Genomic DNA, 17,510 nt, shown 5'->3' on the forward strand with positions numbered 1-17,510 from the left:
GTGCCCCCCCGCGGCACCCGATGCACACTCCGGGGCGCCCGAATAGATTGGCGCCGCTGGAGTTGCCCGAGGCGTGGAACATGTACGGCCGGGCACTCCCTGTGGGTGGGAGACCCCCCCAGAATCCCCCGTCCGGAGGTCAAAAGTCAAGAATTGACGGGGGTTTCGCGGCGGGGTCGCCGCCTGGGCGGGCGTCCCCTCCGAGCCAGGCCAAGAGCCCGGAATCCGAAGGGGATTTCCTACCCGTGAGGTCAGCGGATGACGAACGAGTTGGTGCCCATGGCCCCCATCCCGCCGTCGCTTCCCTGCCCGCCCAGGGGACCGCCACCGCCGCCGCCGGGCGCCTGCTGCGCGCGGGCCTCGGCCGCGTAGCGGTTGAGCTTGTTGTAGAGCGTCTTCTCGCTCACCCCCAGCACCTCGGCGGTGCGGGCCTTGTTGTTCCCGTTCCGCTGGAGGCTGCCCAGGATGTACTCGCGCTCCACCGCGTCCAGGCTCAGCCCGAAGGGCAGCCGGAAGGTGTGGCGCTCCGGGCTCTTGCCCGCCATGTCGGGCGGCAGGTGCTCGCGGGTGATCAGCTCCCCGTCGCACAGGATGACGGCGCGCTCCACCGCGTTGCGCAGCTCGCGGATGTTGCCCGGCCAGTCGTAGTTCTTCAGGACCTCCATGGCCTCCGGGTGCACGCCGCTGACGCGCTTGCCGGAGTCGCCGCGGAACTTGTCCACGAAGTGCTGCACCAGGATGGGGACGTCGTCGCGGCGCTCGCGCAGGGGCGGCAGGTGGATCTGGAAGACGTTGAGGCGGAAGTAGAGGTCCTCGCGGAAGCGCCCGTTCTTGATCTCCTGCTTGAGGTCGCGGTTGGTGGCGCAGAGCACGCGCACGTCCACCTCGATCTCCACCTTGCCGCCCAGCCGGCGCAGCCTGCCCTCTTCCAGCACGCGCAGGAGCTTGGCCTGCAGCTCGATGGGAATCTCACCCAATTCGTCCAGGAAGAGCGTGCCGCCGTGGGCCATCTCGAACACGCCGGGCCGCCGCTGATCCGCGCCGGTGAAGGCGCCGCGCTCGTGGCCGAACAGCTCGGACTCGATGAGCGTGGCCGGGATGGAAGCGCAGTTGATGGCGATGAAGGGCTTGTCGCGGCGCAGGGACAGGTTGTGCACCGCGCGGGACACCACTTCCTTGCCCGTGCCGGACTCGCCGCTGATGGACACGCTGGCCTTGGAAGGCGCCACCTTCTCCACCAGCTCGATGACCTTGCGCATGCCCGCGGACTGGGCAATCAGGTCCGACGAGCCGAGCTGCTTCAGCCGCCGCCGCAGCGTCTGCACCTCGCGCATCGTCTCCTTCTTCTCCAGCGCCCGGTCGATACAGACCTTGAGCCGCGCGGTATCCAGCGGCTTGACGATGAAGTCGTAGGCGCCCTCGCGGATGGACTCCACCGCGGCGTCGATGGTGCCCCGCCCCGTCAGGAAGACCACCGGGCAGTCCGGCAGCTCCTCCTTCAGGTTGCGCAGCAACCAGAGCCCATCCGTCTCCGGCATGGCCAGATCCGACAGGACCACGTCCGGCCGGAACTCGTTCGCCTTTCGGAGGGCGTCATGCCCGTCGAATGCGATCTCGACCTTGTGTCCCCAGGCGCTGAGCATGTCCGCCAGCGCCTCACACGTGTCGCGTTCGTCATCCACGGCCAGGATTCGTGCGCTGCCCAAGTGAAGACCTCCCGTACTGCGTCGTGACGCGAAGTTGTCGTGACTCGAAATCAGAAGCCGGCCCGTCTCGATGAGACACTCAGGCGCGGGAGAAACTCAGGCGGCACAGCCCCGCCCGGACGTACAGGTCGACGCCCAGCTGTGAACAGCGCAGTTGCAGCGCGGCCACGGCTTCAGGCAGGGGCTCGGGGCAGGCGCCGGCCGAATCCTCGACCTCCAGCACCGCGCTCGTCTCGTCCCCGCGCACCGTGACGCGGATCGAGCCGCCATTCTCCGCCCGGCGGAAGGCGCGCAGCAGCGTCTGGATGAGGAAGAAGCCCAGCTCCGACGTGTCCGGCAGGCGGACCTGGACGCCCGCCTCCACCGCCGCCTGGACCTGGACGCGGCGCTTGCGGCCCTCGTGCCCCAGCACGCCCAGCGCCCGCGTGGTGACCTCCGACAGGTCCGCCACGCCCGGCGCGCCGCCTCGGAAGACGATGAAGTCGCTGAACAGCTTCAGGATGCCGTCCACGCGCTGGATCTGATCGCGCATGGCCTTGAGGTTCTTCTCCTGTGACGGCGGCACGCTGCCGGTCTCCGCCTTCAGCTTCTCCGACAGGACCTCCAGGTGGATGGCCAGCGCGTTCAGCGGATTGCGGACGTCGTGCAGCAGGCTGTCCATCAGCGTGGGGACGGCCAGGTATCGGGCCGCGCCCACCACGGGCTGCGGCGCGTCCCCAACAGAGGATGCACTATTTGACATTGCTGTCGAGGTAACCAACTGGAACTCCTCGGGATTTTCCCTGATCCACCCCCGCCGCCGCCCAACCGGAGCCAAGAGTTAGGGAGCCGTTCCAACATCGTCAACCCTGGGGCGGTAATTCTTGCCGGAAGCGGCAAATTCCCCATGCACGGCGCGGACTTAGGTCCGCCCGCGAGTGTCTTTCAGGTGACGATTGAGGAGCGCGCGCGATCCGCGCGGAAATGCCCGTACTGCCCCGCGGTGCGGGGCGATCAGGCACCCGAGGCGGGAGGCCGGGCGGCGTCGCCCAGACCCACCAGGTCCAGCTTCAGCCGGGCCGCGTACTCGAAGATGCGAGGGTCCCGGTAGAACTCGCCGAACACGATGCGCACCAGGCCCGCGTTGGCGATCAGCTTGAAGCACGGCCAGCACGGCGAGGCGGTGGTGTAGATGGTCGCCCCGTCGATGCTGACGCCGTTGGTGGCCGCCTGGATGATGGCGTTGGCCTCCGCGTGGACGGTGGCCACGCAGTGGCCGTTCTCCATCATGTGGCCCACGTCATCGCAGTGCGGCAGCCCGCGGATGGCGCCGTTGTAGCCGGTGGACAGGATGGTCCTTCCCCGGACGATGACGGCGCCCACGTGCTTGCGATCACACGTGGCGCGCGAGGCCACCTGCGTCGCGATGTCCATGAAGTACTGATCCCACGAGACACGTCCGGCCATCCCACACCTCCAGACCGGCGGATGTAACCCGCTCTCGCGTGGTGTCGAGATTCCTGCCGGCCCGCCCAGCGGGCCTGAGACACCGCGCGAAGTGACTAGCGCCCGGCGGCGTGGGCGAGTCCACCTTCCGTCGCGGGCTTGCGCGCCAGCAGCCGGCCAAAGCCCTTGGCCTGGAGGAAGTGGCGCACCTTCGCGCTGGGTGCGGCGAACGTCTCTCCCGGCATGGGCACGTCGAAGCTGTAGTTCTCCTCCTGCACCTCGAAGTCCACCTTCGCGGTGCGGTAGCCCTCCACGATGGCCAGCAGCCGGCCCGTCGTCAGGCTGAAGATGCCGCCGCCCGACGCGCCGTAGCCGATGGGGGCGTCCGTCTTCACCATCTTCGGGCGCTGGGACTCCTTGTCCCATTCGACCTGGGACAGCATGCCTCCGGACAGCGACAGCGCGCGGCCAAACGGCGAGGCGGCCACCACCACGTCCTCACCCAGCTCCAGCTCCGCGTCGTCCGCCAGCTCCACCGCGGGCAGGTCCAGCCCTGGCACGCGCACCAGCGCGAGGTCCAGGTCAGGCACCTGCCCCATGGCCACCACCTCGCCCCGGTGCTCCAGCGACTCCGCGCGGCGGTCCACCAGCACGCGCAGCTCCGGAGCCTCCATCCCGTCCATGGCCACCGCATGCGCGTTGGTGACCACCCAGGCGACCATGGCCCCGCTCTCATCCCGCTCGGCGCCCACCACCACGCCCGACGCCGTGCTGAGCACCCTTCCCTGCGAGGCGAGCTGCAGCCGCACGTTGTGGGGGAGGATGCGCCGCACCTGCTCCTTGCGCGTCATGCGAGGCGCGTCCGGCACCGCGAGGACCCGCTCGACGACGGGCGCCACCTGAGACGCGGGGGTGGCGGCGGCCGGCTGAGACGGCGCACCGGCGCACGACACGAGGGCGAGCAGGGCGGGGGCGCCCAGGAGGAAGCGGGTCATCGACTCTCCGGTCTGGGGGGAAAACGGATGCAGCCAGTACAACTCCCTGGCAGCCCCCATCATCCCGAGCCCTTTCCGGCTTTGAAAGCAGGCGTCCAGGCGGGCCCCGGACGCCTGCCCGGTCACGCGTAGCGCTTCTTCATCAGGAAGAGGATGGCGTCCTTCGCGCACGCCTCGCAGTAGCCGTAGCGCTCCGCCATCGTCTTCAGCGTGCTCTGCACCTGCGTCTGCTCGCGCGCGGTGAGCTGGTTGCGGTCCTCGGACAGGTACTTGAGGATGTTCTCCTTGTTCTTGCGCAGCACCCGCTTGCGCTCCTCGAAGTAGTGGTCTCGCAGGCGCTTGAACATGTCCGGGAAGATGCGGCCGTAGTCCATGACCGCGTCCGGGTTGTCCAGCCGGTGCGCGCCGATGGAGGCGATGAGCCCCCGGCGGAAGTCGGCGGCGTCCTCGCCGCGCGGCATGATGATGGCCTCCACCTCCACCATGCGCTGCTCTTCTGGCGCCTCCATCACCCCGGTGACGCGGTTGCGCATCTTCTCTCCGCGCACCCAATGGCTGATGGTCTGGATGTAGCGCTCCACCAGCTCGCGGTACTGCCCCTCCGACACCAGGCCCATGGACTCGCGCACCTCCGAATCCACCCGGTCCAGGTACTCCGCCTCCGCCAGCTTCACGAAGGCGTCATGGTCGTGGTAGCCGTCCACCACCTCCTGCAAGAGGAACTCGTAGACGCTCTTGTCCTTGCAGATGGCGGACAGCTCCTCCAGCACCGCCAGCGCGTTGAGACACTTGTAGTCGGCGTTCTGCGCGGCATTGAAGAGCGCCGTCTTTATTTCGCGCGCGCTGGCGCCCGAGCGTCCCTCGTAGTTGGGGTACGCGTCCGACTCCGTGAACAGCTCCTCGCGCAGCTTGCGCAGCTCCTTGGTGTTGGCCAGGCTCAGGCGATCCGGCGGCGCGCCCTCTTCGTAGAGGTGCAGCTTCTCCACCGGCGTCACCTGGTCGATGAGCTCCTTCACGTCCTGCGGGTAGCGGTCCGGAATGGGCTTCTTCAGCCGGGTGAGCACCGCCCACATGGCCGCCAGCTCCGTGGCATGCGGTGCCACGTGCTTGCCCACGGTGGTGGAGGTGATCTGCGCGTCGTAGATCTGCTGCTCGGTGCGGTAGCGGCGCAGGTAGGGCACGCGCACCAGCTCGATGCGGCCCTTGAAGGATGCGAAGTCCGGCAGCTCCTTGAAGGCGTTGAGGTGCTTCTCGTTCGCCGACGCGATGAGCACCTCGTCGAGCTGGAGGACAAAGGGCTCCAGCGGGACCTCGCCCGTCTCGCTGAAGCCCAGCAGGTACTTGAAGGCCTCCAATGGCCGCTTGAGCAGGTCCGCGTACTCGATGAGGCCGCGGTTGGCGTGGACCAGGGGGCCGTGCGGCTCGAAGAGCACCGTGCTGTGCAGCGGCGCGGGCACGTTGAGCTGGGTGCGGTCCGCGGTGAGCTGCTGGACGACGGCGTCCACGCTCATCTGCGGCTCCACCGTCACCGTGCCCACCTGATAGCGGCGCGACACGTAGAAGCGCTCCACCTGGACGTGGCGCATCACCTTCAGCCAGTCCCCGCCGTAGGAATTGAGCAGCGCGGTGTAGATGCGGCGGCACTTGGAGCACAGCTCGCCATCACGCACGTAGTCGGACAGGATGAAGTCGCCGCTCTCCCCGTCCCCGTTGCCCAGGCCCTTCTTCTTGAGGGCCGTCTCCAGCAGCTTGCGGCGCTCGCCGGGCGGGACGGCGAAGAGCGGATGGTCCCGCAGCTCGCAAGGCATGCGCAGGTCGATGGACTCCGCCTCCAGGTGCGCGAAGGTGGTCATCTCCCCACTGGCGGAGTCCCGCTCGCCGAAGCCGATGGAGCCCTTGATGAGCTTCTCCGACGGGAACACCCAGGCGAGCCGGTAGAGCGCGCCCTGGGGCAGCCGGGAGTACGCCTCCATGCCCTCCTTCAGGGCATTGACGAGCGTGGACTTGGCGCTGCCATTGGGCCCGTGCAGGAGGATGAGCTTGTTGATGCGGCCGGCCCGCACGAAGTTGCCGAGCAGCCGGTAGATGGCGTTCTGCACCTCCTCCTGGCCCGCCACCCGGTCGTCCCGGTCGCCGCCGGGCGCATCGAAGACCTGGAAGCGCCGGATGGTGCCCGTGGGATGCGGCACCGTCGTGGTGCCGAAGTGGTCCATCACGTCCCGCAGGTACTGCGCCGCGTTGCGGGCCTGGCCCTTCGGGTCGCTGAAGAAGAGGGAGAGATATTCCTCGAAGGAGAGAATCGACCGGTTCTTGACGAAGTCGGCGTTCACCTGCGCGCCCACTTCCTGCAGATAGCCCTTCGCGTCCAAGTTGATTCTCCTCTGGTCAGTCATCCACCACCAAGTTTTCCGCCCGGGCCACCAATGTCCAGCACCCCGGATGGCATTGTCGGCTGGGGCACGCGCTGCTGGCCACCGGGCGGGCACCGGGAGCGCTAAGGCCCCCTCCTGGGGAAGCAGGGAGCCCGGGTCCGCATTCCCGGGGAGCGGCAAACGTCGGGGTGTGTGAACTCGCGCGCGACGCGAGGGTGCGCTACGGTCTTTATCTTCCTCTGCGGCCTACCCACCCGGAGTCCAAGCAAGATGCACAAGGAGCCCATCATCGGCATCGACCTCGGCACGACGAACTCGTGCGCGGCGATCGTCGAGGACAGCGGGAACGTCAAGCTCATCCCCTACAAGGGCGGCGAGTACACCATCCCCTCGATCTTCGCGATCGACGACAAGGGGAACGAACTCATCGGCTACGAGGCCAAGCGCCAGTGGCAGCTCAACCCGCGCAACACCGTCTACGGCTCCAAGCGACTGGTGGGCCGGGGCTTCGGCACCGAGGTCGTCGACACGATGAAGAAGGTCGTGGCGTACAACATGCGCCCCGGCAAGCAGAGTGACGTCATCCTGGACGTGGGGAAGAAGGAGTTCGCCCTCCAGGAGGTCAGCGCCAAGATCCTGGGGAAGATCCGCGAGGTCGCCTCCAACTACCTGAAGATGCCCATCAAGCGGGCGGTGGTGACGGTCCCCGCCTACTTCAACGACCGGCAGCGCCAGTCGGTGAAGGACGCGGGCAAGCTCATCGACCTGGAGGTCGTCCGCATCATCAACGAGCCCACCGCGGCGGCGCTGGCCTACGGCGTGGGCAAGGGGCTGAAGGAAAAGGTCGTCATCTACGACCTGGGCGGCGGCACCTTCGACGTCTCCATCATCGAGATTCGCGACCGCGTCTTCGAGGTGAAGTCCACCGGCGGTGACGTCTTCCTCGGCGGCATCGACTTCGACAACGCCATCATCCACCACGTCCTCAAGGACTTCGCGGCGAAGACGGGCATCGACCTCGCCACGGACCCGGTGGCCATGCAGCGCATCAAGGACCTGGCCGAGCGCACGAAGATCGACCTGTCCGCGCGCGAGGAAGTCCCCTTCAACATCCCCTTCATCACGATGACGTCGCAGGGCCAGCCCCTGAACATCGAGATGAAGTTCACCCGGAAGATGCTGGAGCAGCTCACCAACCAGCTCGTGGATCGCACCCTGCAGATGGTGGCGCGCGTGCTGGTGGACTCCGGGCTGTCCACCAAGGACGTCGACGAGGTCATGCTCGTGGGCGGCCAGACGCGCATGCCCATCGTCCAGGACCGGCTCACCAAGTTCTTCGGCAAGCCGCCCAGCAAGGGCGTGCACCCGGACGAGGCGGTGGCCATTGGCGCCGCGCTCTACGCGCACTCGCTGCAGGACGACACCAACCTGCGCATCCAGTTGCTGGACGTGATTCCCATGGCCATTGGCCTGGAGAAGGCCGGCGGCGCCTTCCACGTCGTCTTCCCGCGCAACGCGGCCATTCCCAACGCCAAGCAATTGCTGGCCACCACCAGCATGGACAACCAGACCGAGCTCGCCGTGCGCATCTTCCAGGGCGACAACGAGCTGGTGGCCCGCAACGACATGCTGGGTGAGTTCACCTTCTCCGGCATCCAGCCCGGTCGCGCCGGCGCCGCGCAGGTGGAGATCACGTTCGACGTGAACGTGGAAGGCATCCTCACCATGCGCGCGCGTGACCCGGCGTCCGGCCGCGAGATGAAGACCACGGTGCGCGTCAGCCAGGCCTGATTCGCATCCCCTGCCCCGCTCCCATTCGCCAGGAGCGGAGCGCCCTCAACCGCCCCGGCCCACGGCCGCCGCTTCCGGCGGCAGGAAAGCCGTCGCGTCCTCCGGACCCAGCGGGCCCTGGCCCTCATCGCGGGCCAGCTCGAAGAGGCCCGCCTCCACGGGCACCAGGTGGAAGCGTGACGCCGCGCGCGCCTGGGCCCGGCCGCTGACCAGCACCTGCCCGCGCCCGGCCCGGACCGCCAGCCGCGCCGCGGTGTTCACCACGTCCCCCAGCACCGTGAAGTCCAGCCGGCCGGAGGCCTTCGCCCCCACGCTGCCGGCCACCAGGTCACCCGAATCCAGGCCCATGCAGACGCCATGCGCGTACGGTGCGCCCTCGCCGCCACGCGATGCCAGCGCGCCCAGTTGCCGGTGAATGGCGTGACAGGCCTCCAGCGCCAGGTCCACGTGCCCGGGGCCTCGGAAGACGGCCATCACCGCGTCCCCCATGAACTTGTCCACGATGCCGCCGCGCGCGAGCAACTCCGGGACAATGGCCTCGAAGTTGGCGTTGAGGCGGCGCAGGGACTCCGGCGGCGCTTCCTGGTGCAGCACCGGTGTGAAGGCATCCACGTCGATGAACACCACCGTGCCGTCCACCCACTCGCCCGCCATGGCGTCCGAGCCCTGGAGCAACGGCGGCAGACGCTCCAGCACCGCGCCCGGGACGAACATGCGCAACAGGCCGTTCTCCTCCGTGTAGCGCACGGTGCGGCGCAGCTCGCGCACGTGCTTCAGCGTCTTGACGAGCGTGGCCTCCAGGTCCGGGAAGTCGATGGGTTTGGTGATGAAGTCGAAGGCGCCGCGATTCATCGCCGTGCGAATGTTGTTCATGTCCCCATACGCGGAGACGATGACCACCCGGGTCAGCGAGCTGATCTCCCCCACGCGCGACAGGAACGTCAGCCCGTCCATGCGCGGCATGTTGATGTCGCAGAGGACGACTTCGATGTCGGGATGCTGGCGCATCTCCTCCAGCGCCTCCTCGCCGTCCGCGGCGAAGAGGAACTGGTAGACGGAGCGGCGGATCTGCTTGCGGAAGCTCTGCTCCATCAACACGACGATGTCCGGCTCGTCATCCACGACCAGGATCTTCGCCGGGCGCGACGGCCGGCCCGCGTCCACCGCGCTGGTGAGGGCGGAGGCCAACTCGTGCGCGGACTGGAAGCGGCGCGCGGGGTCCACGTCCAGGGCGCGCGCGAAGAAGGCGTCCACCTCCGTGCCCAGCTCCGGTGCCAGGCTGGACGGCGGCGCGGGCGGCGGCGGCACGTTGCCCAGGCGCATCTGCCGCAGTGACTCCAAGGGGAACGGGTGCTGCCCCGTCAGCGCGCGATACGCCACCACGGCCAGCGCCCAGAGGTCACAGCGGTGGTCCAGCCGCGGCTCCAGCCCTCGGAGCTGCTCGGGGCTCATGTACCGGGGCGTGCCGGCCATCTCCTCCTCGGGATGCGGCCGGGCCGCGCCGCCCGACATCAGCAGCGCCAGACCGAAGTCCAACACCTTCACCTGTTCGCCATGCTCCGTGCGCGCGAGGAACAGGTTGGCCGGCTTGAGGTCGCGGTGGATGACGCCCGCGGCATGCGCGGCGGTGAGCGCGCGGGCCGCCTGCGTCACCAGCCGCTCCACCATGGCCAGGGACAGCCGGCCGCGGCGGTTCAACAGGGCCTCCAGGTCCTCTCCCACCAGCCACTCCATGACGATGTAGGGCGTCTCGCCGGAGAGGTCGCAGTCGTGGACCTGGATGACGTGGGGGTTCTGGAGGCGGGCAATCGCCCGCGCTTCCCATTCGAACTGCTGGCGCGCCAGGGGCGCGGGCGCGCAGTGGGCCGCCATCAGCTTGAGGGCCACGCGGCGCTGGAGCTTGGGATCCAACGCCACCCAGATGGTGCCCATGCCGCCGCCAGCCAGCCGCCGCTCCAGGACGTAGCGGTCGCCAATGACTTGTCGCTCGGAGTTGGAGTCTTCGACCATGGGAAGCGGGAAGTGTCTCACACCGGCCCCTCGCAAGGTACTGCGGGCGGCCCTCTCCCACGGCAGCCAGCCGCGCGGCGGCGACCGGCCTGTCACAACGCGCGTGCTACGGTCCCCGCCCCCATCCCGATACGGCGTGCACTCACCCAACCTCCGGAGGCGTCATGCCCGAGACTGAATCCGTCCTGAAGCACCCCGCCCCCGCGGCGACCGAAGCAGCCCCTTCCCTCTCGCGTGAGCCGGACGGCCATTCGCTCCCCGGTCTGCACGTCCCACCGGGGCTCAGGCCCGGCATGCCGCGCAACGCGATGACCACCAGCCCGGTGGAGTACGTCAACGAGCCGCTGCAGGTGCTCGCCGGCGCGCTGCCAGAGGACCTGCAAGGTCACGTCTATGTCGCGGGGCCCAGCGTGCACGCGGGCTCACCGGCCCTGGCTTCGGACGGGCTCGTGATGCGGCTGGACTTCCAGGTGGGCGGCGCCCGGTTCACCACCGCCACCATGCGCACCCCGTCGTACTACGCACGCCAGCAGGTGGACGCGGGCGCGACGGCGCGAGGCCCCCTGACTCGGCTGCTCAACCGCTTCCGCGAGACGACGCTGGCAGACGTGTCACTCACGCTGGGCCCGCAGGAGACGCCCAACACGGCGCCCTTCCTGGTCGAGGGCGAGCGGATGCTGCTGGTGACGACGGACGCGGGCCGCCCGTGGGCCATCCACCCCAAGACGTTGAAGGCGTACACACCGCTAGGCTACCTGCGTGAGTGGAACCGCGCTCTCCCCACGCCGTGGGCCTTCCCGCTGCTGCAGAGCACGGCCCACCCGGCCTTCGACCCCGCCGAGCGCATGGGCCTGCGCATCGACAAGGACCGGCCCCGCCTCTTCTTCACCAACCACGCGCCCAAGTGGCCCCTGGGTCCCGGTTACACGCAGTTGGTGAGCTGGGACACGGAAGAGAACCGGCTGCACCACTGGAAGCTGATGGACGCGGCCACGGGCGAGCCGGTGTTGGCGTCGTCGCTGCACCAGATCGCCGCCACGCGGGACTACGTGGTGCTGCTGGACGCCAACTTCCCCATCAACTTCTGGCAGATCGCCGCGCAGGCGGCGGTGCCCTTCCTGCCGCGGGTGCAGCGCGCGGTGGAGTGGCTGACGGCGTCCCCTGCCGCCCCGCAAGCGGTGTTCTGGGTGGTGCGGCGAGCGGACCTCCAGACGTCACCCGGGACGCTGGACCCGGAGAATCCGCCGCTCGTGTCCGCGCACCGCTTCCAGGCCGGAGGCGGCGGGCTGCACTTCGCCGCCATCTACGAGAACCCCGACGACGTCATCACCCTGGTCGCCGCGCACTCGCCTACCGAGGACCTGTCCCATACGCTGGAGCCGGGCGAGCTGCTCATCAATGGCAACCGCGTGCAGGACTGGCAGGCGGGAATGCCCACGGCGGTGCCCGTCACGCGCAGCTCCATGGGGGTGCACCGCATCGACATGAAGCGGCTGCGCATCCAGTCCAATCTGTATTCGCATGACGACTTCACGTGGGGCCTGACGGTCTTCTCCAACGCCGGCCTGGTGAATGGCGAGCTGGAGGCCCACCTCCGGCTGCTGGGCCATGTGATGAACGGCAAGGTGCCCACGAAGGAGCTGGCGCTCTACATCAACTCGGACGGCTTCACGGCGGACATGGTCCCGGAGGCGCTCTACCAGCTCTACAAGCCCATCGTAGGAGACAAGTCCGCGCTGCCCATCCGCGACGGCCGCGCGGCGAGCTTCTTCAAGTTCTTCGTCGACTCCGGCCGCTTCGAAGGCTACGTGCTGCCCACCGGCTGGTTCGGCTTCGCGCCGCAGTTCGTCCCCAGCGCCCGGTTCCCCCAGGTGCCACACTGGAAGGGCTACGTGGTGGCGCTCGTCGTGTCGGACCCGACGCCGGACCTGCCGGCGAACTCCACGGGCGACGAGGTCTGGATCTTCGACTCCGAGGACATCGCCAAGGGCCCCATCTGCCGGCTGGGCAGCCGCAACTTCGACGTGGGCATGACGCTGCACACCACCTTCCTGCCCCCGGGCCTGCCAGACCTCCTGGAAGGCCAGCCTCCGGGCAACGTGGCCCCCTACTGCGTGGACGTGCGGCAGGACCTGGACATGGACGCCATCGAACGGACGTACCTGGAGTGGCCCCAGACGCTGCTTCCACGGGTGCCTCGGGTGCTGTTCGCCCCGTGGCGCCTGGGCGTGAAGTGGGCGTTGAACTTCCCGAAGCTGCGTCAGGTGCTCCAGGAGGACGTGTATCCGCACTTCCCGCGCAGGTGACTGCGTTCGCCGCAGCGCCTCAGCCAACGACAATGTTGATGATTCGCCCTGGCACGTAGACGAATCGGCGCTCGGTCTTTCCAGCGAGATGCGGGATGAGATCCGGCTCTTGGTGGACGGCGTCACGCGCCTCCGCCTCCGTGGCGTCTCGCTTCAGGCGCAGCTTCCCCCGGACCTTGCCGTTGACCTGGATGGCCATTTCGACCAGCTCGTCCACGGTCAATGCGGGGTCGTATTCAGGCCACGGCTGGAGGGAAATGGACTCGCTTGCGCCCCAGCGGTGCCAGAGCTCCTCCGCGAGGTGCGGCGCGAATGGGGAGAGAATTCGCGCGAAGACCCTGGCTGCATCGAGCGGCACACGCGGGAGCTCGGCCAGCGCGTTGGCGAGAATCATCATCGCGCTCACGGCGGTGTTGAAGCGCAGCGCTTCGATGTCCTCCCCCACCTTCCTCACCGTCTTGTGCAGGAGCCGCAGCGCGTCCTCGGTCAGCGCCGCCGGCGCACCGCCCTCGTCCTCCGCCACGAACGCGAGCGTATTCCACACGCGGTCGAGGAATCGCCGCACGCCGATGACGCCGTTGGTCTGCCACGGCTTCACCGCCTCCAGCGGGCCCATGAACATTTCGTACATGCGCAGGGCGTCCGCACCGAACTGCCGGACGATGTCGTCTGGGTTCACCACGTTGCCGCGCGACTTGGACATCTTCTCGTTGTTCTCACCGAGGATCATTCCCTGGTGGACGAGCTTCTTGAACGGCTCTGCGTGCGTAACGAGGCCGCAGTCGAACAGCACCTTGTGCCAGAACCGGGCGTAGAGCAGGTGTAGCACCGCGTGCTCCGAACCGCCGACATACAGGTCCACTGGCATCCAGGCGTCGTAGGCCTGCTGCGAGAAGACGGCCTGGGTGTTCTCCGGGTCGATGAAGCGCAGGTAGTACCAGCACGAGCCCGCCCATTGGGGCATCGTGTTGGTCTCTCGCGCATACCACTTTCCGTCCCGCTGGAAGAAACGCCAATCCAAGGCGCGGGCCAGCGGGCCCGCAGGATCCTCGCTGGGCTTGAAGTCCTCGAGCTCGGGGAGTCGCACCGGCAACTGGTCCTCTGGCACGGGCAGAGGCTGGTCGTAGCGAATGGTGTGGGGATGCACACGCGGGTCCGTTGAGCCCTCCGCGAGCTCGACCGGGAAATAGATGGGGATAGGCTCCCCCCAATAGCGCTGGCGCGAGAACACCCAATCCCGCAAGCGGTACTGGACACGCCGTGCGCCCAGGCCCTCACGCTCGAGGTGGGCGAGCATGGCCGCCTTGGCCTCGGGCGTCCGCAGCCCATCGAGGAAGCTCGAGCGCACCGCGACGCCCTCCCCCACGAAGGCCTCGGTCCACGTGCCGGTCTCGCTCAGGGCGCCGTCGAGCGAAACCACCTCGACGACAGGCAAGCCGAAGGCACGCGCGAACTCGAAGTCACGCGCGTCGTGGCCGGGCACGCCCATGATGGCGCCCGTCCCATAAGAGCCGAGCACGAAGTCCGCGACCCAAATGGGGAGGCGCGCTCCCGTGAGCGGGTGCAGCGCGTAGGAGCCGGTGAACACGCCGGTCTTGGCTTTCGTGAGCGCGGTGCGGTCCAACTCGCTTCGGCTCGCGGACTCCTCTCGGTAGGCCAGAATCTCGGCGCGCTTCTCCGCCGTGGCGAACCGCTCCAGCAGCGGGTGCTCGGGTGCGACGACCATGTACGTCGCGCCGAAGAGGGTGTCCGGACGGGTGGTGAAGATGCGGAGGCGGTCCGCGCTGCCCTCGATGGCGAAATCGACCTCAGCGCCCTCGCTGCGCCCAATCCAGTGGAGCTGCTTCTCCCGCGTCTCGGGCCAATCCAGCCCCGCGAGGTCCTGGGCGAGCCGATCGGCGTACGCCGTGATGCGAAGCGTCCACTGCCGCAGCGGCAGCCGCACAACCGGGTGACTGCCCCGCTCGCTCTTCCCGTCAATGACCTCCTCGTTGGCGAGCACCGTTCCGAGCGCCGCGCACCAGTTCACCGGGAGCTCGGCCTGATAGGCAAGACCGCGCTCGAAGAGCTTGAGGAAGAGCCACTGCGTCCAACGCACGTACTCCGGGTCCGTCGTGGAGAGCTCGCGAGACCAGTCGTACGAGAACCCGAGAGACTTGAGCTGCCGCTTGAACGTCGCGACGTTCTTCGCGGTGGTCTCGGCCGGGTGGGTTCCCGTTTCGAGCGCGTGCTGCTCCGCGGGCAGGCCGAACGCATCCCATCCCATGGGATGAAGGACATCATAGCCCCGCATCCGCAAGTACCGCGAGACGATGTCCGTGGCCGTGTAGCCCTCCGGGTGCCCGACGTGCAACCCGGCCCCCGAGGGATAAGGGAACATGTCGAGGATGTATGCCTTCGGCTTGCCGGGGTGCCTGCGCGCCTCGAAGAGGCGCTGTTCTTCCCAACGGGCCTGCCAGAGAGGTTCGATGTTCGCCGGGTCGTACTTCGGCCGTTCTGTGGACATGGCGCGCCAGTTACCACAACGGGCATGCCCAGTCAGCAGACGGCAGAGCGGCTCTTCGGGTGGTCCGCTCCGCCCATCACCGGTTCAATCGTAATCCCCGCGCTACATGACACCGAAGGCGATGTTAGCAATGGGAGACCTGTTGGAGGAGCGCTCCAAGCCTGATGCGTTCTCCTCCGGTAGCAATTGATTGAAGGGACAGGTTCACAGAGGCAGCGCGAACCCATTGAACTGGAACTGGCCTTGGAATTGAGCGACCAGTCCCCCCATGCTCGTCTCCTTCACGCCCTGCTCCTCTCTGGCCGCGACGCGGGACATGGGAGGGATGGGGCTCACCGACCCCATCCCTCCCACCAGGGAAGCGTACATCTGGAGACCGTCCGGGGAGGTGTGCGGACCCGGTCACACCCGCTCGCGCTCACCCCCGCGGCCTGACGGCCCTTCTTCAAGTCCGACCGCGCGAGAACGCCTCGTGCATCAGTAGCAAACAGGGAACTCCTCACAGATGCAGTGAGGGCCCAACTGGACGCACTGATAGAAACATGTACAGCTCTCATCGGCGCACTGGTTTTGACACCAATCCCCGCTGGCTTGGGCCTCCGGCGGACGGACCGTGCCCATTACGCTTCCAAACATAATGCCCACGACAAAGACCCACTTCTGGATTCCCTTGCGCATGATAAATCCTCTCAACGGGACTGCGCGGAAATCCTATCACAAGACAAAACCCGCCAAGACCCTCCTGTCGCGCCTCAATGCGTCATCAGGTCCAGTGTTCCGCGAAAAATACGCTAAGCAAGTGGAATCACGGTGTCCACGATCTTGGCGGAGCACAGCACAGCGGGAAGCCCAGCGCCGGGGTGCGTGCCCGCTCCGACCATGTAGAGGCGATCCACGTCCTCACTCCGGGCCTGCGCCCTGAGGAACGTCGTCTGCAGCAACGTCGGCGCGAAGCTGAACGCGGCCCCCTTGAATGACCGCAGTTCGTCACGGAAGTACTCTGGTGTAACCATCCGCGAAGTCACCAACTCCCCCTCCAGCCCCGGCAACACGGTCCGCGAAAGGCGCTCCTCCAGCTCGCGTCGAAAGGCCCCGGCCCTGTGCTTCCACTCCGAGCCCGTCCCCAGATGTGGCACCGGCGCCAGCACATAGAAGGCATCGTGCCCAGCCGGAGCTAGCGCCGCGTCCGTCGCCGTGGGCCTGTGCAAATACAGCAACGGGTCCGCCGACGGATGTCCAGGCCCCTCCAGCCCCGAGAACATCCCCCGGAAGTCCTTGCCGAACAGCAGCGTGTGGTGGGCGACCTCCGGGTACTGACGCCGTGTCCCGAAGTACCAGAGGAACGCGCTCATCGAGTACCGCGCCCGGCTGATGCGCTCGTCCGTCCAGTGCTTCCGGACATGCCCCGGCAACAGGTACCGATACGTCCACGCCGCGTCCGCGTTCGACACGACCACGTCCGCCGCCAGTCCCGTACCGTCCCCGAGCCTCACACCCGTCGCCTTCCGCCCTTCCAACGAAATCTCCGTCACCTCACTGCCGTAGCGGACCTCGCCGCCCAGGGCCTCCAGCAGTTCCACCAGGCCACGAACCAGCGCCCCGGTGCCGCCCACCGGGAAGAACGCACCCCAACGCCGCTCCACGAATTGAATCGACGTGTACACCGCGCTCGCGGTCTCGAAGGGGCTGCCGCCAATCAGCAGCGGATGGAAGCTCAACGCCTGCTGCAGCCGCTCGTCCCGGATGTGCTTCGACACCAGGCCGAACATGGACCGGAACGCCTCGTCCCGCACCAGCGCGGGGGTGAACGGCGCCAGACTCAGCACGTCCGGCACCGGCGTGCTCATCAGAGGCCCAATGCCCGCCTCGTACATCCGCTCCACGCGGGCGCACAGAGCCAGGAATCCCGCCTCATCCCGGGGAGACAGCCGCCGCACGGACTCGCGCATCGCCTCGCGGTCCGAGTGGTAGTCGAACGTGGAGCCATCCGGGAACCGCATCCGGTACAGCGGCGCCACGGGCCGCAGCTCCACGTGGTCCGCCATGCGTTGCCCCGCCAGCACCCACAGCTCTTCCAGCAGGTGCGGACACGTGATCACCGTGGGGCCCGCGTCGAACGTGAAGCCGTCCTGCTGGAAGGCGTTCGCCCGCCCGCCCGGGCTGTCCATCCGCTCAAGCACCGTGACGCGCCACCCACGCGCCGCCAGCCGGATGGCCGCGGCCAATCCGCCGAAACCACTGCCAATCACGATTGCGCGTCGTCCACCGCTTCGTGCAGCCAGGCCAGCCATCCCAGAGGGTCTCAGCACGGTGACTCGATCCATCGCACACCCTCGAGGCCCACTCCACTCCGGCCTGCGGGCAGGCTTCCGTCCTCACCTCGCCCGCGCTCTGTTGCG

Annotated in this window: 11 protein-coding genes; 2 read left to right on the forward strand and 9 right to left on the reverse strand. The window is 67.9% G+C overall.

The annotated features are described in order from the left end of the window. Positions 1 to 251: 251 nt before the first annotated feature. From nla6 to BHS09_RS20315, 5 genes are all read right to left on the reverse strand, one after another. Complete coding sequence (gene nla6, locus BHS09_RS20295) at positions 252 to 1,706, reverse strand: enhancer binding protein Nla6 (RefSeq protein ID WP_140792338.1); 1,455 nt, start codon at positions 1,704 to 1,706, stop codon at positions 252 to 254. A 79-nt stretch (positions 1,707 to 1,785) separates the two neighbouring features. Then, complete coding sequence (locus BHS09_RS20300; protein WP_140792340.1) at positions 1,786 to 2,523, reverse strand: sensor histidine kinase; 738 nt, start codon at positions 2,521 to 2,523, stop codon at positions 1,786 to 1,788. 176 nt (positions 2,524 to 2,699) lie between these two features. Then, positions 2,700 to 3,152, reverse strand: a complete 453-nt coding sequence (locus tag BHS09_RS20305) for a deoxycytidylate deaminase (RefSeq protein WP_090490494.1) — start codon at positions 3,150 to 3,152, stop codon at positions 2,700 to 2,702. A 95-nt stretch (positions 3,153 to 3,247) separates the two neighbouring features. Next, positions 3,248 to 4,126 carry a S1 family peptidase gene (locus BHS09_RS20310; protein ID WP_140792342.1) on the reverse strand — a complete coding sequence of 293 codons (879 nt, stop codon included), beginning with the start codon at positions 4,124 to 4,126 and terminating at the stop codon, positions 3,248 to 3,250. 122 nt (positions 4,127 to 4,248) lie between these two features. Further along, a complete protein-coding gene (locus BHS09_RS20315) occupies positions 4,249 to 6,495 on the reverse strand; it encodes a PrkA family serine protein kinase (RefSeq protein WP_140798645.1) in 2,247 nt (748 codons plus the stop codon). Positions 6,496 to 6,768: 273 nt separating this feature from the next. Here BHS09_RS20315 and BHS09_RS20320 point away from each other — a divergent pair, with 273 nt between their 5' ends. Then, on the forward strand, positions 6,769 to 8,289 hold the full coding sequence (locus BHS09_RS20320; RefSeq protein ID WP_140792346.1) for an Hsp70 family protein: 1,521 nt from the start codon (positions 6,769 to 6,771) through the stop codon (positions 8,287 to 8,289). 45 nt (positions 8,290 to 8,334) lie between these two features. Here the strand turns inward: BHS09_RS20320 and BHS09_RS20325 are convergent, their stop codons facing one another. After that, entirely contained in the window at positions 8,335 to 10,395 is a 2,061-nt protein-coding gene (locus tag BHS09_RS20325; protein WP_140798646.1) for a protein kinase domain-containing protein, read from the reverse strand. Between the two features lie 68 nt (positions 10,396 to 10,463). On the opposite strand from BHS09_RS20325, the gene BHS09_RS20330 reads away from it, so the two are divergent. After that, positions 10,464 to 12,605, forward strand: a complete 2,142-nt coding sequence (locus BHS09_RS20330; RefSeq protein WP_237077269.1) for a carotenoid oxygenase family protein — start codon at positions 10,464 to 10,466, stop codon at positions 12,603 to 12,605. 19 nt (positions 12,606 to 12,624) lie between these two features. Here BHS09_RS20330 and leuS read toward each other — a convergent pair whose 3' ends face one another. From leuS to crtI, 3 genes are all read right to left on the reverse strand, one after another. Next, entirely contained in the window at positions 12,625 to 15,111 is a 2,487-nt protein-coding gene (gene leuS / locus BHS09_RS20335) for a leucine--tRNA ligase (RefSeq protein ID WP_140798647.1), read from the reverse strand. A 204-nt stretch (positions 15,112 to 15,315) separates the two neighbouring features. Beyond that, a complete protein-coding gene (locus BHS09_RS39930; RefSeq protein WP_257792544.1) occupies positions 15,316 to 15,447 on the reverse strand; it encodes a hypothetical protein in 132 nt (43 codons plus the stop codon). A 455-nt stretch (positions 15,448 to 15,902) separates the two neighbouring features. Beyond that, positions 15,903 to 17,360: a phytoene desaturase family protein gene (crtI, locus tag BHS09_RS20340; protein ID WP_335929545.1), complete on the reverse strand. Its 1,458-nt coding sequence runs from the start codon at positions 17,358 to 17,360 to the stop codon at positions 15,903 to 15,905. Positions 17,361 to 17,510: the final 150 nt, after the last annotated feature.

The organism is Myxococcus xanthus (genome assembly GCF_006402735.1).
GTDB classification, from domain to species: Bacteria; Myxococcota; Myxococcia; order Myxococcales; family Myxococcaceae; genus Myxococcus; species Myxococcus xanthus_A.